General features: G+C 44.4%; 15 protein-coding genes. 2 read left to right on the top strand and 13 right to left on the bottom strand.

The features are described 5' to 3' along the window. Positions 1–44: 44 nt before the first annotated feature. From ACQRCC_RS05380 to ACQRCC_RS05430, 11 genes are all read right to left on the bottom strand, one after another. A complete protein-coding gene (locus ACQRCC_RS05380) occupies positions 45–1,937 on the bottom strand; it encodes a 5'-nucleotidase C-terminal domain-containing protein (RefSeq protein WP_427849784.1) in 1,893 nt (630 codons plus the stop codon). Positions 1,938–1,960: 23 nt separating this feature from the next. Then, complete coding sequence (locus ACQRCC_RS05385; protein WP_427849785.1) at positions 1,961–3,049, bottom strand: response regulator; 1,089 nt, start codon at positions 3,047–3,049, stop codon at positions 1,961–1,963. 106 nt (positions 3,050–3,155) lie between these two features. After that, a complete protein-coding gene (locus ACQRCC_RS05390; RefSeq protein ID WP_427849786.1) occupies positions 3,156–3,800 on the bottom strand; it encodes a type III toxin-antitoxin system ToxN/AbiQ family toxin in 645 nt (214 codons plus the stop codon). A 395-nt stretch (positions 3,801–4,195) separates the two neighbouring features. Further along, on the bottom strand, positions 4,196–5,131 hold the full coding sequence (gene tsf, locus ACQRCC_RS05395) for a translation elongation factor Ts (RefSeq protein WP_427849787.1): 936 nt from the start codon (positions 5,129–5,131) through the stop codon (positions 4,196–4,198). A gap of 58 nt (positions 5,132–5,189) precedes the next feature. Beyond that, positions 5,190–5,939: a 30S ribosomal protein S2 gene (rpsB, locus tag ACQRCC_RS05400; protein WP_427849788.1), complete on the bottom strand. Its 750-nt coding sequence runs from the start codon at positions 5,937–5,939 to the stop codon at positions 5,190–5,192. 161 nt (positions 5,940–6,100) lie between these two features. Beyond that, positions 6,101–7,921, bottom strand: a complete 1,821-nt coding sequence (locus ACQRCC_RS05405) for a DUF6320 domain-containing protein (protein ID WP_427849789.1) — start codon at positions 7,919–7,921, stop codon at positions 6,101–6,103. 4 nt (positions 7,922–7,925) lie between these two features. After that, positions 7,926–8,849 (bottom strand): alpha/beta hydrolase, encoded by a 924-nt coding sequence (locus tag ACQRCC_RS05410; RefSeq protein WP_427849790.1) that lies wholly within the window; start codon positions 8,847–8,849, stop codon positions 7,926–7,928. 76 nt (positions 8,850–8,925) lie between these two features. Beyond that, positions 8,926–10,053: an NlpC/P60 family protein gene (locus tag ACQRCC_RS05415; RefSeq protein WP_427849791.1), complete on the bottom strand. Its 1,128-nt coding sequence runs from the start codon at positions 10,051–10,053 to the stop codon at positions 8,926–8,928. Between the two features lie 125 nt (positions 10,054–10,178). Further along, positions 10,179–11,690, bottom strand: a complete 1,512-nt coding sequence (locus ACQRCC_RS05420; RefSeq protein ID WP_427849792.1) for a glutamate synthase subunit beta — start codon at positions 11,688–11,690, stop codon at positions 10,179–10,181. 12 nt (positions 11,691–11,702) lie between these two features. Further along, on the bottom strand, positions 11,703–16,238 hold the full coding sequence (gene gltB / locus ACQRCC_RS05425) for a glutamate synthase large subunit (protein ID WP_427849793.1): 4,536 nt from the start codon (positions 16,236–16,238) through the stop codon (positions 11,703–11,705). 166 nt (positions 16,239–16,404) lie between these two features. Further along, entirely contained in the window at positions 16,405–17,373 is a 969-nt protein-coding gene (locus ACQRCC_RS05430; protein WP_427849794.1) for a CPBP family intramembrane glutamic endopeptidase, read from the bottom strand. A gap of 200 nt (positions 17,374–17,573) precedes the next feature. On the opposite strand from ACQRCC_RS05430, the gene ACQRCC_RS05435 reads away from it, so the two are divergent. Beyond that, on the top strand, positions 17,574–18,128 hold the full coding sequence (locus ACQRCC_RS05435) for a helix-turn-helix domain-containing protein (RefSeq protein WP_427849795.1): 555 nt from the start codon (positions 17,574–17,576) through the stop codon (positions 18,126–18,128). 17 nt (positions 18,129–18,145) lie between these two features. Further along, on the top strand, positions 18,146–18,637 hold the full coding sequence (locus tag ACQRCC_RS05440) for a prolyl-tRNA synthetase associated domain-containing protein (protein ID WP_427849796.1): 492 nt from the start codon (positions 18,146–18,148) through the stop codon (positions 18,635–18,637). 54 nt (positions 18,638–18,691) lie between these two features. Here ACQRCC_RS05440 and ACQRCC_RS05445 read toward each other — a convergent pair whose 3' ends face one another. Together ACQRCC_RS05445 and argS are read right to left on the bottom strand one after the other, a co-directional pair. Next, complete coding sequence (locus ACQRCC_RS05445) at positions 18,692–19,843, bottom strand: alanyl-tRNA editing protein (RefSeq protein ID WP_427849797.1); 1,152 nt, start codon at positions 19,841–19,843, stop codon at positions 18,692–18,694. 5 nt (positions 19,844–19,848) lie between these two features. Beyond that, the gene (gene argS / locus ACQRCC_RS05450) at positions 19,849–21,615 is read right to left on the bottom strand and encodes an arginine--tRNA ligase (RefSeq protein WP_427849798.1); all 1,767 of its coding nucleotides are present in this window, start codon (positions 21,613–21,615) and stop codon (positions 19,849–19,851) included. Positions 21,616–21,698: the final 83 nt, after the last annotated feature.

A 21,698-nucleotide genomic window follows, 5' to 3' on the forward strand; every position in this document is an offset into this window, starting at 1 on the left:
CGCTTTTTCGTGACATCCGACCTCCTTTCGGCTTTTTCTGATTCTTATTTACTCTGTTTAATCGTCACATACTCTGTCGGCTCCAGAAACTGTTTCGTTTTTTCCAGAGCTTCCTGAATATATTCCTGACTCGTGAAATCATTTACAATATAATCTTCTCTCTTAGCCTTCAGATCCTCAGGCATCGGGCAATTGCAGAAGGTTGGATGTTCCAGATAAGTATCTGCACCCACCAGCATCACCATATATACGGCATCATCATCCAGTGGCTTACCATTTATCGTAATATCATCCAAAGTAAACTTACCATACTCCTTCTCCGTAACGGTGTATTCCAGACCACCGGTAACCGGCATCTGGTTTCGGTGACGGATAGGGTTGGAGCCGTCCTCCTTCACATTCACCAGCCATTCCATGATACGACGTACTTCTGCTCCGGTGTACTCACCACGATACAGGGCGTTACGGAAGGTCATAATCCACTTCACCTGCTGCATAGTGTAATCTCCCTCAAAAATAGGAGAACTTGCAACACTGGCATAACCAATCACGATATCCTCTTCATTTACCGTCCGAAGAGTGTTTATCAGAGAGGACGCTGCCTGACTTCCGTGTACGCCAAAGTCATTTGAATAAGCCGTTTTTTGTGTAAATATTACTTCTTCGGCTTCCGGGTTACTGTAGTCTGTAATCTGGTTATTAAAATCCTCGTATGCCTCCCGGGCACCATACTCACCCTTTATCATCTTGTGTCCTACATCCTGAGAGACAGCAAACACCTCCGTGGATGCCAGGCGCATATACAGGTGATTGCTGTCAATACAATTCTGTACATACTGAAGCGCATCAGAGGAATCGATCTTTACTTCCTTATTATAAGACAGGACGGAAGTACCGGCAGCAACATGCTTCTGGCCTTCCTCGCTGAAAACGGCCATCAGAACCTTCATTACAGCTTCCTTCTTAGCCTCGTCCTCTTCTACCTTTTTGGAAACAGCCAGCTGACACATCGGATAAGTCAAAAGCCAATTATCCTCGGATGTTTCTCCAAAATAGGGCAGCATAATACTGTTTAAACCGTCTTCTTTTGTAATGCTATCTGCCAGAGCCGCCGTATTACGAACCATGGCAGTCTTCCCTGCACGGTAAGCCTCGGTCACAGGAGTGAACTGTAGCTCCTCATCTCCGGGCTGGACGCGAACATCTTTTAAAAATTGCTCATATTTTTCAAAAACTTTTGGCCACACCGTATCATCCAGACCCACCTGAGAATCTTCGGTCTCACTTTCGTAGTCCATACGCCACTGTGTACCCTCGAGACTCATCAGTTCCGGAATAGCACATCCCTGCATAGTTTCCAGACAACTGTAATCATAGTACCAGTCTGTCTGAAACCCCTTGATTCCCAATGCCTCGAAGGCATCAATAGTTGCCACAAACTCAGAATAATTGGTAGGCAGAGGAATATTGTACTGGTCAAACAGATCTTTATTTGCCATAATACAGTCCACTTCGGCACACATAGGAAGCCAGCGGATCGCACCACTGTTTTCACGGTTCACATCCAGGTAACTGCTATAGAAGGTGCCAGCCACCTCTGATGTACTCAAATCCATCAGATGCTCTGACAGAGCCGCAGCATCATTCAAAGAGAACCGGCGGCAGGTAATGATGTCCGGCATCTCCTCTCCCCGTGCAAGCAGATCCTTATAGTAATCCATAGTATTAAAACTCTGTACAAATGTAAAATTAATATCCGGGAACTTCTGCTCCAGCCATGGCGTCAGCTCCTTGAACATGGAACGATCCCACATATACATACTGATAGAAATCCTCCCATCATCTTCGGTGTTTTCTTTCTGGCTTGAACAGCCTGCAAACAAGCTCAACAGCATTACTCCAACGAGCAGCAGACTAATCAGTCTCTTCTTTTTCATCTCTTTTCTCCTTTGAATAACAATTAATTAAATCTTGCCATACTTCTCAGCAAACGTGCTGAATTTACGGGCTTTACAAGGAAATCATCCATTCCCACAACGGTTGCTCTCGCCCGGTTTTCAGGCACGGCATTTGCTGTAAGAGCAATAATGGGGATATTTGCCCGAATTCTATTCGGAAGTTTTCGGATCTTCACGGTTGCCTCATATCCATCCATCATTGGCATTTCAATATCCATTAAAATGAAATGATAGTAACCGGGCTCCTTTGCCTGCACGTATGCAACAGCTTCATTTCCGTTACCGGCTTCCTCAACTATGAGGCCCCGATCCATGAGAATTTCTTTCAAAACTTCACGATTTAGTTCGTTGTCATCCACAATGAGAACTCTTTTTCCTGCCAGCATCTCAATGTCTTCCGGTTCGTTTACAGGCGTCCCATCATTCGGCTCTTCACCCAGGGCATAAGCTATAATTAATTCCATACTGTAGAGAACAGACTGTATCTTATTAAGATATTGCTCTGCTTTGGAACCATATCTCTCACCCATCTCAACATATCCAATCGCACTGCTCAGTTCGGCCCGCAGATCCCTTAAAGATTTTCGGCGGAATTCCGCTGCTTTTCTCTCTACTTCCAATTCTTTTTCCTGCAGCTCCATTTTTTCGAGCAGCAACTCATGATTCGCCTGTGAACTTTGGGTATTACCGTCCGGATATTGAAGGTCAAAAGCAATCGTAACCCCCAACACATCCAGGCATTTCTGAAGTTCTTTGAATGTCATGGTGTCCTGGGAAAGCTTTCTATACAGAGAAGACGGGAGCATTCCCATCCTTTTTGCAAGATCTGCTTTTGTAACTCCAAGCTCATTACAAACGTTATTGATTATTTCTGCCGTATTCATATTACCAATCCTATCCTTATGGCGTATTACATTATTGTTAGTATAACATATTTGACATATTTCTACAAGACGGATTAACGCTTTCCACCACATCCATTTCCCATTGGAAATCTTTAAACTGTCATGAGTTCTGGTGGTGTAGGTATTACCGGAAAAATGAACCAATTCACATGGTTCGTAATTTCTCAGATATGTTAGCAGATCCATTCTCTTTACTTTCTGTACAACTTCTGGTGTAATATATGGCATAAAAATAGCCAGTCGATTCTCGTCTTTGAAAATCAACTGGCTATGTACAGTATCATCAATTATTTTATTTGTTTGCCTCAGCCTTTGGCAATTTATACGAAGCAGCAACTGCCTCCAGACTTTTATAATTGCAATGGAACTTAAGTACTTTCCCAGATTTCATCTGTTTATCATATATTTTCTTTGCTTTTTGTTCAATTCCATCCCTAATCTTTTTGCAAAATACGTATTCTTTATATGTTAATACTCTCCAACTATATTCATCCTTTGGCAAATCGGAATCCAATGTCAAGTCAACATACGAATACACTCCTTCGATAACCGGAATCATCTTTTTTATCTCCAATATGGAGAGAATTCTCTTTTTATAATCCGCATATTCCTCTTTTGGAATACCTTTCTCACTCAAAACAGATTCATTCGTGATGTCAACAATAATATCATCTTCATCATAAACCGCTGTTTTCATATTGATAATTTCATATATTCTGTAATATGACTGATTCACATCTGCCCATGTCTTGTGCTTTTCTTTCGCTGATGTGAACGGAATAACATACTTTTTATCGGCATTTGTTACTAAGATTCCAAGAAAAGGTTTCTTTGCATATTCCGCACTTTTCCTATACATGACCTCACTATCAACTTCATGTAATGCTTTTAAGTACTCTAAATCTACACAAACTATTTTAAAATCTTTAAACTTCATAAGTATTTCTCCTAAAAATATAAGGGAAGCATTACGCTTCCCTTATAGGCTTTATCGTTTCCCATTTCATAACCATAAGGTTATAATCTTCGGCAGGGAATCGCCAATCTTTATCGTCTCTCTCTTCAACGCCTTTGGTGGAGAATCACCACACTTTAATTATATTATACACTTTTTCATGCCAGTGTCAAGATTTCACCTCAACAGGCTACTTTTCTCCATTCACTGATATTCTAAAGTGTCTGTAATATATTTTTTCTTGTTTTGTTTATTATATGCTCATATCACGATAATTTGTGATAAGTTATGATATTCCATTTCGAACGCAAAAAACCCCTGAAAATGCCCATTTCCCGGGATCTTCAGGGGTTTTATAATCATTTTGTTCTAGGAATTTACTTTCCCATCTGAGCTGCAACTTCTGCTGCGAAGTCCTCGTTCTTCTTCTCAAGACCTTCTCCTGTCTCGAAACGAACGAACTTCTGAAGTTTGATCTCTGTTCCGTTTTCTTTTCCAACTGCTTCAAGGTATTTAGCAACAGACTGTTTTCCGTCTTCTGCCTTTACATATACCTGATCTAACAGACAGATCTCTTTCATTTCTTTGTTGATACGTCCGTTGATCATTCCCTGGATAACCTTCTCCGGTTTCTGGGATTCTTTCGGATCGTTCATGATCTGAGCAAGCAGAATCTCTTTCTCGTGTGCGATGTACTCGTCATCAATATCTGCCTGGCTTACATATTTAGCATTCAATGCTGCAACCTGCATTGCAATGTTCTTAAGTGCTTCTTTTACTGCGTCGTTTACAACTGCTGTCTCAGCAACTACTAATACACCAATTCTTCCGCCGCCGTGAATGTAGGATACTACTGCACCGTTATCAACTACAACCTTCTCAAATCTTCTGATGCTGAGTTTCTCTCCGATTACGGAAATCTTCTCTGTCAGTGCATCATTTACAGTCTTGCTTGCATCTTCATTCCAAGCTTCAGCCATGAATGCATCCATCTCTGTATTCTCTGTAGCAAGTGCCTGATTAACAACACCTTTTACAAATGCCTGGAAATCTGCGTTCTTAGCAACGAAGTCTGTCTCAGAGTTAACTTCAACGATTGCTGCAACGTTGTCACCCTGAACATCAGCCATTACGATACCTTCTGCTGCGATACGTCCAGCCTTCTTCTCAGCTTTAGCCTGTCCGTTCTTTCTCAGGAATTCAACAGCTGCATCCATATCTCCGTTTGTTTCATTCAGAGCTTTCTTGCAGTCCATCATGCCTGCGCCTGTCATTTCTCTTAATTCTTTTACCATACTAGCTGTTACTGCCATCTTCTTATCCTCCAAACTTTTTTCATTCGGGGCATCCGAAGATACCCCGATCAAAATCCTACTCTTCTACTGCTTCCTCGTAAGCTTCCTCAGCAGCCTCTTCTACGTACTCATCGTAGCCGGCTTCTCCCTGATTAGCCTCGATAACAGCGTCTGCCATCTTGGAAACGATTAATTTTACTGCACGGATTGCATCGTCATTTCCTGGGATTACATAGTCCAGTTCTTCCGGATCACAGTTTGTATCAGCAATACCGATAAGCGGAATTCCGAGTGTGTGAGCTTCCTGTACACAGATTCTTTCTTTCTTCGGGTCTACGATAAAGATTGCATCCGGTACTTTCTTCATTTCTTTGATGCCACCAAGGTTCTTCTCAAGTTTCTCCCACTCTTTCTTAAGCTGGATAACTTCTTTCTTTGGCAGAACATCGAATGTTCCGTCTTCAGCCATCTTCTCGATCTCTTTCAGACGAGCGATTCTGCTCTTGATTGTCTTGAAGTTTGTGAGCATACCACCTAACCATCTCTCATTTACATAGAACATTCCGCAACGCTCTGCTTCTGTCTTGATAGCATCCTGAGCCTGTTTCTTTGTTCCTACGAAGAGGATTGTACCGCCTTCTGCTGCGATATCAGCGATTGCCTGATATGCCTCATCAACCTTACCTACAGATTTCTGTAAGTCGATGATGTAGATACCATTTCTCTCTGTGTAAATGTAAGGAGCCATCTTAGGGTTCCATCTTCTGGTCTGGTGTCCAAAATGTACACCTGCTTCTAAAAGCTGTTTCATTGAAATAACGCTCATGTTTCTTTCCTCCATTTGGTTTTGATTCTTCCGCACCTCTCATATTCCTGCAGGACCGTCCTGTTCTCAGGCTTTGGCACCCCCGCAGACATCCTTGTGCGTGTTTTTTTGCGACCTTCAAATAATAGCATAAAAACCCTGCGATTGCAAGGTTTTTCCCACTAAATATGGAATTTTTTATGCATTTCCTCCTTGAATTCCCTGCCCTTAAAAATGGGCAGTGCTGCAAGAAAAAGAAAACTCACACCCACACAGACGATTGTAAAATATTTAAAACTCACAATCCCGGTAATGAGGAGCAGAAAGGGCAGAACTGCTCCGTAGCTTGCCGCAATAAAATAATAGATCATATACTCCCGCGCCGAATGTTTCTGTATTCTGGACATCACCAGCATAGATACTTCTACAAACATGCAGGCAATAGGCAGCACATAATTCACAGACCATCCCAGCCATCCGACCGCCTTGTCCCAGATTATACTTCCGATCGTCACGATCAGAAGCATCCAGGCGGCAACTTTCATAAGATTGTGACGCTTACGATACCCTGTAAATAGTGCAAGCCAGACGCTGGCAGCACCGCCTATTGCATAAAAACTCCAATGGCTTTCCGGTGTCAGCATACTGTTAAGCATCCCGCATAGAACTGCGATTACCAGACATACAAATGAGAATGCCTTGAATACCTGCTGTCCCCGATACCCTTCATCTTTCGCCTCAGGATACTCCGGCTTCAGAATCTCACAACTGATCCCCTGCTCCTTCAGTATCCGGAAGAAATTTCTCTTAATATTCGTACTGTCAAACCGGGAAGTAAACCCGAGTGAAATGACATCTGCGAAGGAACACATACACAGTTCTACTTTCGGTGTACTGGTAAATACTCCGAATCTGTAAATATATGGCATGTATGCTTCCGGCATCTTTACAATACTCATATTAGAAAATATGGCTGTAACATCTCTTTCTGCTATCCGGGCTCCCGCATGAATTCCCAGATTTTTAAGACTGATGGGCACAAATTTTATAATTGGATTTAACTCCAGCGCAATCAGATTGTCCATTCTTTTTTCGATCCGTTCCTTTTGCAGTTCCCGCTCAAAGGACTGTTTCGTGTATTCCAGCACCTGATCAAATGAACCGTCATTTTCCCCGAAATGATATCCCGGCTCAATCCATCCAAAGAAATTCAGCATGGATGCCGACGGGAAATAATTTCTGAGATTTACAGGCACCATCAGGATTACCGGCCGTTTCTCCTGCATCTTTGTCATTTCTCCGTGAATTGCACACAAAAATACTGCTGTCAGGTAAACAGTCATGGAAACGCCCTTTTCCCGCGCTTTTTTCAGTACCTCTTTCACTGAGAGAACTGCCTCCGTAATCTGAAGTCGGCCTCTTTCTTTTCTGGGTTTTCGAATCTGAAACGCTTTTGGCTTCTTCTCCCGCTTTCCACGGCGCCTGGAAGAATAGTATTTCGTAAATGCATTATCCTCCTGATCTTCTACCGTCACCTGACTGTCGTGAATCTCCTCATCAACAATTCCTTCATCCTTATGAGCCAGATAAATATAATTCTTAACCAGTTCCCGCACAAACTCCATAGCTCCCGTTCCATCCGTCAGAGCATGGTATACTTCAAAATTAATCCGGTTCTTATAGAAGGTAACATCGAACAGAAGCTTTTTCTTATTTCTAATATAAATATTACTGCAGGGTTCTTTATCTTCCTCACGGACCACCGGCCTCAAGCTGCTCTTTTCCAGATAGTGCCAGAAAAGTCCTGTACGCATGACCGACAGAAAAACCGGATATTTCCGAACCGTCCTGTCCGTTGCCTCCTGAAGAATAACCGGATCTATTTCTTCCTTTAATTCACAGAAAAATCGAAAAACACGCGTATCCTTCTCATTGCTGGTCGCGGAGTACAGCTTGGCCACATTATCCAATTTACGCCAATAAGCTCTTTTAGTCTCAAACACCTCTCTATGTCTCCTCTAAAAATTCTATAATCTTATCAAAACTTTCCTGCACATGGTAAAATTTGATTCCCAGAGAAAAAAATCCATGCAGTGCATCCTTTATACGACATATTTTCACCCGGTTTCCTGCCTGAGCAAGCTTCTCGCCATATGCTTCCCCCTCATCCCGGAGCGGATCAAATTCCGCCGTCAATATCAGTGTATCCGGTTGTCTTGTCAAATCCTCTGCAAGAACAGGAGCAAAATATGGATTCTTCTTATCTTCTTCATTTCTGGCATAATAATCCACATAATCTCTCATCTTTCCTGCTGTTAACAAATAGTCAGTTCCATTTTCCCGAACGGATGCAAATGGTGAATTATCCGAATAGTCGCTGTTAGTAGCCGGATAGATCAGTATCTGGCGTCTGGGCAGGAAATCTCCCTTATCTCTGGCCATGAGACTGACTGCCGCTGCCAGATTTCCTCCCGCACTATCCCCTATCAGTGTAATCTTCTCCGGATCTGCCTTGGGAATCAATATGCCGCTGTAGAGCGCATCTGCCACAGCATAACAGTCCATAAGCCCCGTAGGAAACTTGTATTCCGGTGCCAGGCGGTACTCCACAGCGACCACCAGATGACCCGTAGCTTTTGCCAGCCGGGCGCATACCCGGTCATAATTTTCTATATGTTCCGTTACCCATCCGCCGCCATGAAAAAACAGCATAATCGGAGGAATTTCCTCTTCTTCCTGTGATTCTCCAGGAAGGTAAAACCGAAGAGGGATGGGGTAAGTGCCATTATATACCTGATAATCTACTTTGCGACGAAATATTTTTAATGGATCAATTGCCTTTAGATCGGTCAAATGTCTGGCTGCTTCCACTTCGATTCCATCAAAAGACAGCGCCTTTAATACCTTTAGCATTGTTCTGTTAATTGCCATACCTTCTCCTTTATCTGAAAAAAGCCAGAGGTATCTGCCTCCGGCTTTGGTCATTTACAAATCTTTTATTTTAGGATTATAAGACACGTCTCACACATTTCAACGGTCTGTACTGGCAATCCGCCCATTCAACAATTCCAACTTCCGGTGAAGATGCGTGAATGATTCCTCCTGTACCATTATAGATTCCCACATGTCCATAATAACAGAGCAGATCTCCTGCCTGCGCCTGAGATAATGGAACTTCTACTCCGGCATAAGCCTGATCTGAATCCACACGTCCCAGTGAAACGCCAAATGCAGCATAAATCTGTTGGGTAAATCCTGAACAGTCAATACCATCGGTCAGACTGTTTCCACCATATACATATGGATTACCAAGGAACTGTCTTGCATAGGCAACTACAGCCCATCCATCGGTTCCCTGCGGCGGAACATAGTTTGAAGAACCTCCGCTGTTGCCATTATTTCCGCTATTTCCACTGTTATTGCTATTATTAGCGTTATTTCCTGTATTGTTGGACGCTGCCTGCTGTGCTGCCTGTTGTGCTGCCGCCAGCTGGGCTTCCCTTTCTTCTCTTGCTTTACGCTCCGCCTCCTGCTGAGCAGCAATTGCATCCTGAATCTTCTGATCAAGCTGGGCAATCTCTGTCTGTTTACTCTCTATCGTACTGTTCAGATTTGCTTTCTCTGTTTCGAGACTCACCTGCATCTCCTGAAGCTCAGTAGCTTCTTCCTTCAGACTGACCATCAGATTTTCAACCTTCCTGGTAGTCTCCACATACTCATCCAGTTTTTCTCGGTCATAGGTATGTACTTCCTGTATGTACTCTGCTTTATTTACCAGATCCGAAAAGCTTTTTGCAGAAAGCAGCGTCTCAAGAAATGAACCCGTTCCTTCCTCGTACATATACTTAATACGAAGCTTCATTGCCTCATACTGTTCGTTCTGCTTAACAATAGATTCTTCCAGATCAATATTTGCCTTGTCAATCTCAGTCTGCTTTCTAGACATATTTTCTTCCAGTTCTGAAATCTTATTAAGTGTACTGCTGAGCTGTTCCTGGAGAGAATCCACCTCACTTTGCGTGGCCTCCTTATCCTGCTTCATATCATCCACTGATGGAGTCGCAAAAACCGGTGTTACCACCAACGCACTGACAAGAACTGCTGCAACAAATGCCTGGACTATTCTTTTTTTCATATATATTTCCCCTGTTCTTTTATACTTCCAACATATATCTACATACTTATATTAAGAATACAACATTTTTATCAGAAATTCAAGCCGTATATTTTTGCCAGGCTCCACACTTTTTTGTTAGATTTCTACAAATTCGAATATCCCATCAGGCTCTCATCTACTGCCTTTGCAGCTTCTCTTCCTTCCCGGATTGCCCATACTACCAGAGACTGTCCTCTGTGCATATCGCCTGCCGTGAATATTCTTTCTGCGCTTGTCGCATACTGTCCCGGGGCAGTCGCTACGTTCGTGCGTCCGTTTACATCCACACCAAATGCCTTTGTCACGTAGCTCTCGCTTCCCAGAAAGCCTGCAGCAATCAATACAAGCTCGGCATCTACCGTATATTCACTTCCCGGCACCTCTGTCATCATCATGCGACCTGTCTTCTCATCTTTTTGGGGTTCCAGCTTCACAAGCACTGCCTTACAGACATTTCCCGCTTTATCTTTCACAAATTCTTTTACTGTCGTCTGATATACACGCGGATCATTTCCGAAGACAGCTGCAGCCTCCTGCTGACCATAATCTGTCTTACAGACTTTCGGCCACTCCGGCCACGGGTTCTCAGGTGCGCGCTCCTTTGGCGGTTGTGGCATCATTTCCAGCTGAAGAACACTCTTTGCCCCATGTCGCATGGACGTTCCCACACAGTCATTTCCCGTATCACCGCCGCCGATTACCAGTACATGCTTTCCTTTGGCTGAGATATAAGTTCCTTCCTTTGGCTGTCCGGCTCTTTCAGCGCCCTCCGGCACATTGTTCCACAGTGCCTTTGTGGTAGATTTCAGGAAATCCACTGCAAAATAGATTCCGCCGGCTTCCCTTCCTTTTGCTTTGATATCTCTTGGATTTGAAGCGCCGCAGGCAAGAATAATCCTGTCAAATTCTTTTAGCAATGTTGACGCCTTCTTATCTTTTCCGATATTGCATCCGGTCACAAAGGTAATTCCTTCTTCTTCCATGATACGGATCTTCCGGTCAATAATCTGTTTTTCCAGCTTCATATTTGGAATTCCGTATCTAAGAAGTCCACCCGGTTTATCTTCTCTCTCAAACACAGTTACCAGATGACCTCTCCGGTTCAGAAGGTCAGCGGCCGCAAGACCGCTGGGACCGCTTCCCACAACTGCCACCTTTTTGCCGGTACGTACCTTCGGAGGATTTGCATCGGCATAGCCTTTCTCGTAAGCATTTTCTATAATGGCATACTCATTCGCTTTTGATGATACCGGATCATCATTTAAATTACAGGTACAGGCAGCCTCACAGAGAGCAGGGCATACTCTGGATGTAAATTCCGGGAAATTATTGGTCTTTTTCAAACGGAAATACGCCTCCTGAAGGTTACCATGATACAAAAGATCATTCCACTCCGGCACCAGATTATGGAGAGGGCATCCGCTCACCATCCCCATGATCATCTGTCCCGCCTGACAGAAAGGGACTCCACAGGCCATACACCTTGCACCCTGTTTTTTCTGTTCCTCATAAGAAAGCGGAACATGGAATTCATTATAGTGCCCGATTCGTTCTATTGGGTCCTGTGCCGGTTTATCCTGCCGGCCATATTCTAAAAATCCTGTCGCTTTTCCCACTTTTCCTTCCTCCTATCTTCCGCCTTTGCTGGCATAGAACGCCTCAATCTTTGCCTCTTCGCTTCCCATTCCCATTTCTTCATACTGGAGAATTGCTGTCATCATACGTTCATAGTCAACCGGTATAATCTTCTTGAACTTCGGCAGATATTCGGTAAAATGATTCAAAATTTCCTTACCGGTTTCTGAATTGGTATTTGCAACATGCTCCCGGATCATTTCTTTTAATTCATTTACATCTGTCTTAGAAGTTACATGCTCAATATTGACAAGCTGTTTATTTACCTTCATATATAAATCATTATCCATGTCAAGAACATAAGCGATACCGCCGCTCATTCCTGCGGCAAAGTTCTTACCCGTTCTTCCAAGGACAGCCACACGTCCTCCTGTCATATATTCGCAGCCATGGTCACCGACACCTTCCACAACCGCCGTAGCACCTGAGTTACGCACTGCAAAGCGTTCACCGGCAACACCGTTTATGAATGCCTTTCCGCTGGTAGCTCCGTAAAGTGCCACATTACCGATAATGATATTTTCGTTCGGTTTGTATTTGATTCCCTGCGGAGGATACACAATCAGTTTACCGCCGGAAAGTCCTTTTCCAAAATAATCGTTGCTGTCTCCCACAAGCTCCAGTGTCAGTCCTCTTGGAATGAAAGCTCCAAAGGACTGACCTCCGGCACCTTTACATTTTACCACATAGGAATCCTCTTCCAGCCCTTCCGGATACCTTCTGGTAATCTCTGAACCGAATATGGTTCCAAATGTCCGGTTTACATTACTTACATCCACCTCAATACTCTTCTTCTGACCTTTATTCAGAGCAGGAAGCAGACGCGCGGTAAGCATTTTTTCATCCAGAGTTTTCTCCAGTTCAAAATCATAAACCTTCTTCGGATCGAAAATGACTGATTTCCCGGTACCTTCATAAGGATTATAGAGAATCTGTGTCAGGTCTAATGTAGAAGCCCTGCCGGATTTCGGTGCATCTTTTACACGGAGGAATTCCGTTCTTCCTACCAGTTCATCCACAGTACGCACACCAAGTTTTGCCATATATTCTCTGAGATTCTGTGCGATAAATCTCATAAAGTTTACCACATATTCCGGTTTGCCCGTAAATCGCTGACGAAGCTTCGGATTCTGTGTTGCTACTCCTACCGGGCAGGTATCCAGATTGCAGACACGCATCATGACGCATCCCAGTGTTACCAGTGGAGCCGTTGCAAATCCGAACTCCTCCGCACCCAGGATTGCCGCAATGGCCACATCCCGTCCGCTCATCAGTTTTCCGTCTGTCTCGATCCGCACTCTCTCCCGGAGACCGTTCTGGATCAGGGTCTGATGGGTCTCTGCCAGTCCAAGCTCCCACGGAAGCCCTGCATTATGAATAGAACTCTTCGGAGCCGCACCGGTGCCTCCGTCATAACCGGAGATCAGAATGACGCCGGCTCCGGCTTTTGCCACACCGGCAGCAACCGTTCCCACTCCGGCCTCGGACACCAGTTTTACGGAAATTCTTGCATTCTTATTAGCATTTTTACAATCGTAGATCAGCTGTGCCAGGTCTTCAATGGAGTAAATATCATGGTGCGGCGGCGGTGAGATCAGGCTTACGCCAGGTGTAGAGTGTCTCGTTTTTGCAATCCACGGATATACCTTTCCACCTGGAAGGTGACCGCCTTCTCCCGGTTTTGCTCCCTGTGCCATCTTAATCTGAATTTCCTGAGCGCTGACCAGATATCTGGATGTCACACCAAACCGTCCCGACGCCACCTGTTTGATTGCTGAGCAGCGACTGGTATCCAGACGTTCGATTTCTTCTCCACCTTCACCGCTGTTGGATTTACCATGAAGCTGATTCATGGCAATGGCCAGAGTCTCATGAGCCTCCTTGGAAATGGATCCGTAAGACATGGCTCCTGTCTTGAACCTGGTCACAATAGAATCTACACTCTCCACTTCATCTATCGGGATTCCCTTCTCCGGGAAGTTAAACTCTAACTGTCCTCTCAGGTTAATCTTCTCACCTTCCGCATCTACCATTTCCGTATATTTCTTAAACATCTCATAATCTCCGCGTCTGGTAGACTGCTGAAGCATATGGATGGTGCACGGATTATACAGATGCTCTTCTCCCTCACTCTTGGATTTGTGCTGTCCCACACTGTCCAGTGTCAGGTCTACATCCAGTCCAAGCGGGTCAAATGCCTGTGAATGACGTGCCTTATAATCCTCTGCGATCTCCTCGATTCCAATTCCGCCCACCCGGCTTACGGTATCTGTAAAATAACGTTCAATGAATTTTTCCTTCAGTCCCAGTGCCTCAAAAATCTTTGCCCCCTGGTAAGACTGAATGGTGGAAATACCCATCTTGGATGCAATTTTTACGATTCCGTGGAGAACCGCATCATTATAATCGTTCACTGCCGCATAATAGTCCTTTTCCAGCATATTTGTGTCAATCAGCTGTTTAATCGTCTCATGTGCCAGATAAGGATTAATTGCACATGCACCGTAACCCAGAAGCGTTGCGAAATGATGCACCTCTCTCGGCTCTCCGCTTTCCAGGATCATTGCCACAGAAGTACGCTTTTTCGTACGTACCAGATGCTGCTGAAGTCCGGAAACCGCAAGCAGGGATGGAATTGCAATATGATATTCATCCACTCCCCGGTCGGAAAGAATCAGGATATTTGCCCCCTCCCGGATTGCACGGTCTGCTTCGATATAGAGATATTCCATTGCTTTCTCAAGGCTGGAATTTTTATAATAAATAATCGGAATGCGGGCAACTTTGAATCCGTCTTCCTTCATACACTGAATCTTCAAAAGGTCTGTATTCGTAAGGATCGGATTATGCACTTTCAGCACTTTACAGTTTTCTGCCTTTTCTTCCAGCAGGTTTCCATCTTTACCAATATATACCGTGGTAGACGTTACTACCTCTTCACGGATGGCATCAATCGGAGGATTGGTTACCTGGGCAAATAACTGTTTAAAATACGCGAACAGGTTCTGATGTTTTTCAGAAAGAACCGCAATCGGTGCATCCACTCCCATAGCAGCTGTTCCTTCGGAAGCATTTTTTGCCATATTTAAAATGGATCCTTTTACTTCCTCATAGGTATATCCAAATGCCTTCTGCAGACGCTTGCGCTCCTCTTCCTCATAGGTCGGAACCTTCTCATTTGGAATCTTCAGGTCATGAAGCTCTACCAGGTTGCTGTCCAGCCACTCACCGTAAGGCTCCCTTCCTGCATACATTTCCTTTAATTCATCATCATCGATGACTTTTCCCTGCACTGTATCTACCAGGAGTATTTTTCCGGGGTGAAGACGCTCTTTTACCACAATCTTTGCAGGGTCAATATCCAGAACACCTACCTCTGAGGAAAGGATCAGTGTATCATCCTCTGTGATGTAATAACGGGATGGTCTCAGACCGTTGCGGTCCAGAATTGCTCCCATGCAGTCTCCGTCAGAGAACAGGATAGATGCCGGTCCGTCCCATGGCTCCATCATCGTTGCATAATATTGATAGAAATCTTTCTTTTTCTGAGACAGGCTTCTGTTGTTATCCCATGGCTCCGGAATCGCTATCATAACTGCCAGTGGAAGTTCCATACCGCTCATGACCATAAATTCAATCGCGTTATCCAGCATGGCAGAGTCGGATCCTGAGCTGTTGATAGCAGGCAGTACCTTATGGAGTTCTCCCTTCAGGTGTTCAGACTCCATGTTCTCTTCTCTGGCACGCATTTTATCCGCATTTCCACGTATAGTATTAATCTCACCGTTATGTACAATAAAACGGTTCGGATGTGCTCTCTCCCAGCTTGGGTTCGTATTCGTGCTGAATCTGGAATGTACCAGTGCAATTGCAGATTCATAATCCTCATCCTGCAAATCCCTGAAAAATGATCTGAGCTGTCCTACCAGAAACATACCCTTATATGCAATAGTCCTGCTGGATAAGGATGCCACATAGGTGTCGTCGCTGCTCTGTTCAAAGATACGGCGCACTACATACAGGCGTCTGTCAAAATCAATTCCCTGGTTCACTCCTGCCGGACGTTCGATAAATCCCTGCATGATGCATGGCATACACTCCAGTGCACGGCTTCCCAGAACTTCCGGATGAACCGGCACTTCTCTCCAACCCAGGAATTTCATTCCTTCTTTTTCGACAATGACCTTGAAAATATTTTTCGCCTGATTTCTCTTCAATTCGTCCTGCGGAAAGAAAAACATTCCCACACCGTAATCTCTCTCAGAACGTAAAAAGATGCCGAGAGGCTGACAGACTTTAGAGAAGAATCTATGAGATATCTGTAACAAGATTCCAACTCCATCTCCTGTCTTACCTTCGGCATCCTTGCCCGCTCTATGTTCTAAATTTTCTACAATCTTCAGTGCATCCGCTACCGTACTGTGACTTTTTTGTCCTTTAATATTTACAATCGCACCTATACCACAGTTATCATGTTCAAACTGCTCCCGGTACAGACCATGCGGCTGCTTTTCTATTCTTTCTTTCAAACAACCCAGTCCCTTCTTAAATTTATTTTTTCCTAATATACAACACTTTTCCCCGCTTGTAAAGAGATAATTTTTCTTCATTTGTCAGATTATTTGTCATTTCAGCATTTTGCAGATAAAAAATCTGGCAATTTCAAAAACTGCCAGATTTACCACATGATTTATATTAGTTGTTGCTTATTGTCTGTTCTGGTTTTTCATCAATTCTTTGAATCAATACATACATCGTAGATGCAGCTGCCGCGCATAATGCTGTGATACCGCATACGCGGACCACATTTTCCATCATCCATTCAAAAAGCTGATATTCCGTAGCAATTACCGATGTAAGGTTCATTGCAATGTGAGCCAGTATCGGCGCTTTAACAGATCCGTATTTCTCATAAAGCCAGGAAAAGAGCATACCTGCCGCAAATCCATAGAGCATCTGTATCAGATTGCCATGGAAGATGGCAAACACTACCGAAGAATATAGTGCCGCCTGCATAAAACCGGCTAATCCCCTGAGCCGCTTGAACATCATTCCTCTGAACACCAGCTCTTCTGCCGTCGGTATCAGAATTCCCAGACAGAGAATCTCCATTCCAAAGTCTGCCGCATAAAATGCTGTCGTCACTTCCTGATATTCTTCACTCAATTCCTGCAGATTGGAAAGTATCATCAGATTATTGACACCCAGACTCATACCCACCGCAATCAAAATGACACCGGCATATTTCCACAGAGAAGCCTTCCTGTTCGGAACTATCCCCCACTGTTTATCTTTTCTGCGATCCATATGAAACCAAATCAGCAGAACCGGAATGGTTATGAGAGCCGCCGCTCCCTCAATCGGTGTTGTATATTGCAGCAGATCCTCTGTCATCTGCTCCATAAAAGCAGTCAGCTCCTCCTGATTACTATACATTTCAATAAACTGTTCCATATGAGAATATGCATAAACCAGCAAATAGGCCATCTCCGCCGCAATTGTCACCGCAATACCGATTGCCCATTTGATCACCAGCGGTCCCCAGAGATACCACATGCGCTTTCCGTAACTATACTGCGAGGGATGCTGTTTCTTACCGTTATTCTGATTACTATTGTTATTTATATAATTCTTATATGGATTTTCATTTTGATTTTCCATCATATGCCTCCCGTCTGTCACGCCGTCCGGATTTGTACGGCACTAACTCTATCCATTCTACTTCTGTTGAGCATAACTTTCAATAAAAAAATTATAAACTCTTCTGCTCCTTCTGTTTTTTGAAGGATTTTCTTTACTTTCTTATTTTTTTGCAATATAATAGAAAAAAATTCTATATACAGGATTTTTGGAGGGTACCGGCTTTGGAAAATTTAAATCAGATTATTGCAGCAAATTTAAAAGAGATCCGCAAACACAAAGGGTTGAACCTGGAACAGACATCAGCACTCACCGGCATCAGCAAAAGTATGCTGAGTCAATTGGAACGCGGCGAGGTAAATCCGACGATCAGTACCGTTTATAAGCTGGCACTTGGTCTGAAAGCTCCCGTCACTGCATTTACTGCTGATAAACCGGAACCATTTTCAAGCTCTTCTAAAAAAGAAGTAGCTCCCCTGACCGGAGATAATGGCCGTTACCGCCTCTATCCTATTTTCAGTTTCCGCACAGACCAGGATTTTGAGATTTTTGATCTGGAGTTTGATGAAGGCGGCGAAATGGCCGGTAATCAGCAGATTCAGGGAACCAGAGAATTTATCACTCTCTACAGCGGAGAACTGACACTGGTCTTCGATGACCGCGAATATGTTTTGAAAGCAGGGGATCATGCATCCTACAATGCTTTTGATAAATACACTTATAAGAACACCGGAAAAGGGATGGTGACTGCAAATATCGTCGTCCATTATCCGAATTAAGGAAGGAGTATTGTATTATGGAAGATCAGAAACAGCGCGTATATGACGCATTGGACAAACTTGGAATTAAATATGAGGTCGTAGAGCACGAACCCGTGCACACCATGGAAGACATGGACCGACTTGGACTTCCGGCAAAAGGAACTCTCTGCAAGAATCTGTTCCTGCGTGATTCCAAAGGAAAACGCCATTTTCTTGTAACCTGCGACGAGAATAAGAAAGTGGACCTGAAGGCACTGGGAAGAAAAATCGGCGGCGGCAACTTAAGCTTCGCTTCCGAAGAGCGTCTGGAACAGTACCTGGGATTAAAGCAGGGAAGTGTATCTCCATTCGGATTAATGAACGATACAGACCATGCCGTAGAATTCTTTATAGATAAAGACTTAGGCCGCTGCAAGAGTCTGGGTATCCACCCGCTAGAGAATACCGCAACCGTATTCCTCTCCTACAAGGATCTGGACAAATTCCTGTGGAGCCTGGATGTGGATGTTATGAAGGTTGCGCTGTAAAAACGGGGGACAGGTTCCGCGACTCAGTTAGAGTCGCGGAACCTGTCCCCGTTTTTATTTCAGCGCTTTGCTGATTTCTTCCTTCAGCCCCTTAAGACTTCCCTGAACCATCTCCGGCTTTCCGCCGCCCCGTCCATTGAACCGGCTGTTCAGAAGCTTGCTGTACGGACGCACATCCACATTTTTACTTCCCACCACGTAGCGGTATCCGTCCGCATCATTTCCGGCAAATACAGCGCACACATTTGCACCGCGCTCCAGAAGAAGATTCATCATCTCCCGGGGACCATTGCCGCTCAGCGACTCGTCAAATACGGTCACTACATCAGCAGTCACATCCACCTCCTGCGCCTTATAGCGAAGAAGCTGCTGCTGCAGATCTGCCACCTTACTCTTCAAAGATATCTGTTCTTCCTTCAAATGCTCCACTGCACCTGCAATCTCATTTTCCTTTTCACACAGAAGTGTTCCGATTGTCTTTGCATTCTCCTGCTTCGCCGCATAATCCTTAAGTGCCCGGCGGCCACTCAGCATGTTGATACGCTCTCCTCCTTTATAATTGGTCATGTCCACCAGCTTGATCAGCCCGATCTCGCCGGTCTTTGTCAGATGAGGAGCACAGCAGGCGCACACGTCATAGCCCGGAATGGTAATAATACGCACCTGTCCCTCAATTTCTATCTTACTGCGGTACTCCATGTTTTTCAGTTCTTCCTTTGTTGGAGTCGTGGTCAGAATATCAATGTCACGGAAAATTGCTTCATTTGCCTCGATTTCAATCTCCTTCAACTGTTCTCTTGTGATCGGCCCGTTAAAATCCATGGTGCAGTAATCTTCTCCAAGATGGAATCCCACGTTCTCATAACCAAATCTCCGATGCACGATTCCGGAGATAATATGCTCTCCGCTGTGCTGCTGCATACGTTCAAAGCGCACTTCCCAGTCCAGGCTTCCGTGAACAGTGCTGCCCTCCTCAATCGGGGCTTCCGTCCGGTGATACACGATACCATCCTTTTCTCTGGTATCTACCACCTTTATACCATTCAGTGTTCCGATATCTCCATACTGCCCGCCGCCCTCAGGAAAAAAGGCAGTTCTGTCAAGAACTACCCTGTAAGTATCACCATCCGGCTGACAGGACAGGACAGTCGCATCAAACTCATGCATATGACTGTCTTCATAGAATAATTTTACTGTCTCTGTCATCTTAATTACATCCTTTCCGGTGCTTCAAAACCAAGCACATCGATACATGCCTCCAGCACTTCTTTTGTCAGCACCAGCAATGCAATATATCCTTTCTGTTTCTTCTCATCCTCTTCTGCCAGAATCTTCGTCTCATGGTAGAACCGGTTGAAAGCATTTGCCAGATCATAAATGTATGCACAGATCTTATGAGGTGCCGTTTCTTCAAAGGCTGCTTTCATAACTGCATTATACTTGGTCACTTCCAGCATGAGTGCCTTTTCACTCTCAGAAGACGCACCGTTTATTGCCAGGTTATCGAGGCTCTTTCCATTTTCCTGATATTTTTTCAGAATAGACTTAATTCTTACGATTGTGTACAGAATATACGGTCCTGTATTTCCCTCGAAGGAAGTAAAACGATCCACATCAAAGATATAGTCTTTGCTGGCCTGATTGGATAAATCTCCGTATTTAATAGCAGACATACCTACGATCTGTGCTGTCTCCTGAGCTTCCGCTTCCTCTACTGTGCGGTTATCCGTGATTTTTTTGTACATCTCTTCACGGATCTCCGCGATCAGATTCTCCAGACGCATGACACCACCTTCCCTGGTCTTAAACGGTTTACCATCTTTTCCATTCATGGTTCCGAATCCCAGGAATTTGAGCTCTGTGCTTTCCGGTACGATTCCCGTCTTCTTTGCTGCACGGAACACCTGGATAAAGTGAAGCTCCTGACGCTTGTCCACTATATAAATGACCTTATCCGGATGATAATCCTGCTCTCTTTGCACCAGTGTAGCCAGATCGGTAGTTCCATACAGAGAAGCACCATCTGATTTCTGAATCATACACGGAGGAATCTCCTTCGTATCGCTCTCTTCTTTTACATCAATAACAAGTGCACCCTCATCAATATGAGCAAAGCCCTCTGCTTTCAGGCGCTCGATCATATCCGGTATATATTCCTGTGCATCGGATTCTCCCTTCCAGAGGTCGAAATCCACATTCAGGTTCGCGTAATTCTTCTTAAGGTCTGTCACAGATACATTCATGATGTGATCCCAGATTGCACGATATCCCCTGTGTCCATTCTGAAGCAGGTAGGTAGCGTGAAGTGCCTCCTCACGGTATTCTTCATTTTCCTTGGCAAATGCACTGGCTGTAGGGTAAATCTCTTCCAGTTCACCAATCGTAAACGGCGCTTCCTGCGGATACTCACCCTCGAAGCTGTCATCAAAATACGGAAGCTCCGGCTGACGTTTCTTAAGCTCTGTAATAATAAGACCCATCTGATAGCCCCAGTCCCCCAGATGAATATCACTGATCACCTCATGACCCATGGCACGGGAGATTCTCTTTACACTCTCACCAATGATCGCAGAGCGCAAATGTCCCACATGGAGCGGTTTTGCCACGTTCGGTCCGCCATAATCCACCATGATCGTCTGTGGCTTCTTTGCCTTCTCCAGACCAAGAGCTTCATCTGCTGCCATCTGATTCAGATAATCAGCCACAAATTCATTGTTCAGTTTCATATTAATAAAGCCCGGATTCACAGCCTCTACCTCAGCGATGATCCTGCTGTCCTTCAGATTCGCTACGACATCACCAGCGATCATAATCGGAGCTTTTCTGTATGTCTTCGCTCCTGCCATTGCACCATTACACTGATATTCACACAGATCCGGTCGGTTAGAAAGCGTCACTCTTGCGTAGCTCTTATCATAACCCGCCTGCTCAAATGCAGTCTCCAGTTCCTCAGTAATGAGGTCTAATATCTGTTTCATCTCTTCTCCTCCATTCACAGCCAACAAACATGACCACATAATTATCTAATAGTTTAGCACAATTTACTTTTCCTCTCAATAAC

The organism is Sporofaciens sp. SGI.106, assembly GCF_050314255.1.
Taxonomy (GTDB): Bacteria; Bacillota; Clostridia; order Lachnospirales; family Lachnospiraceae; genus Claveliimonas.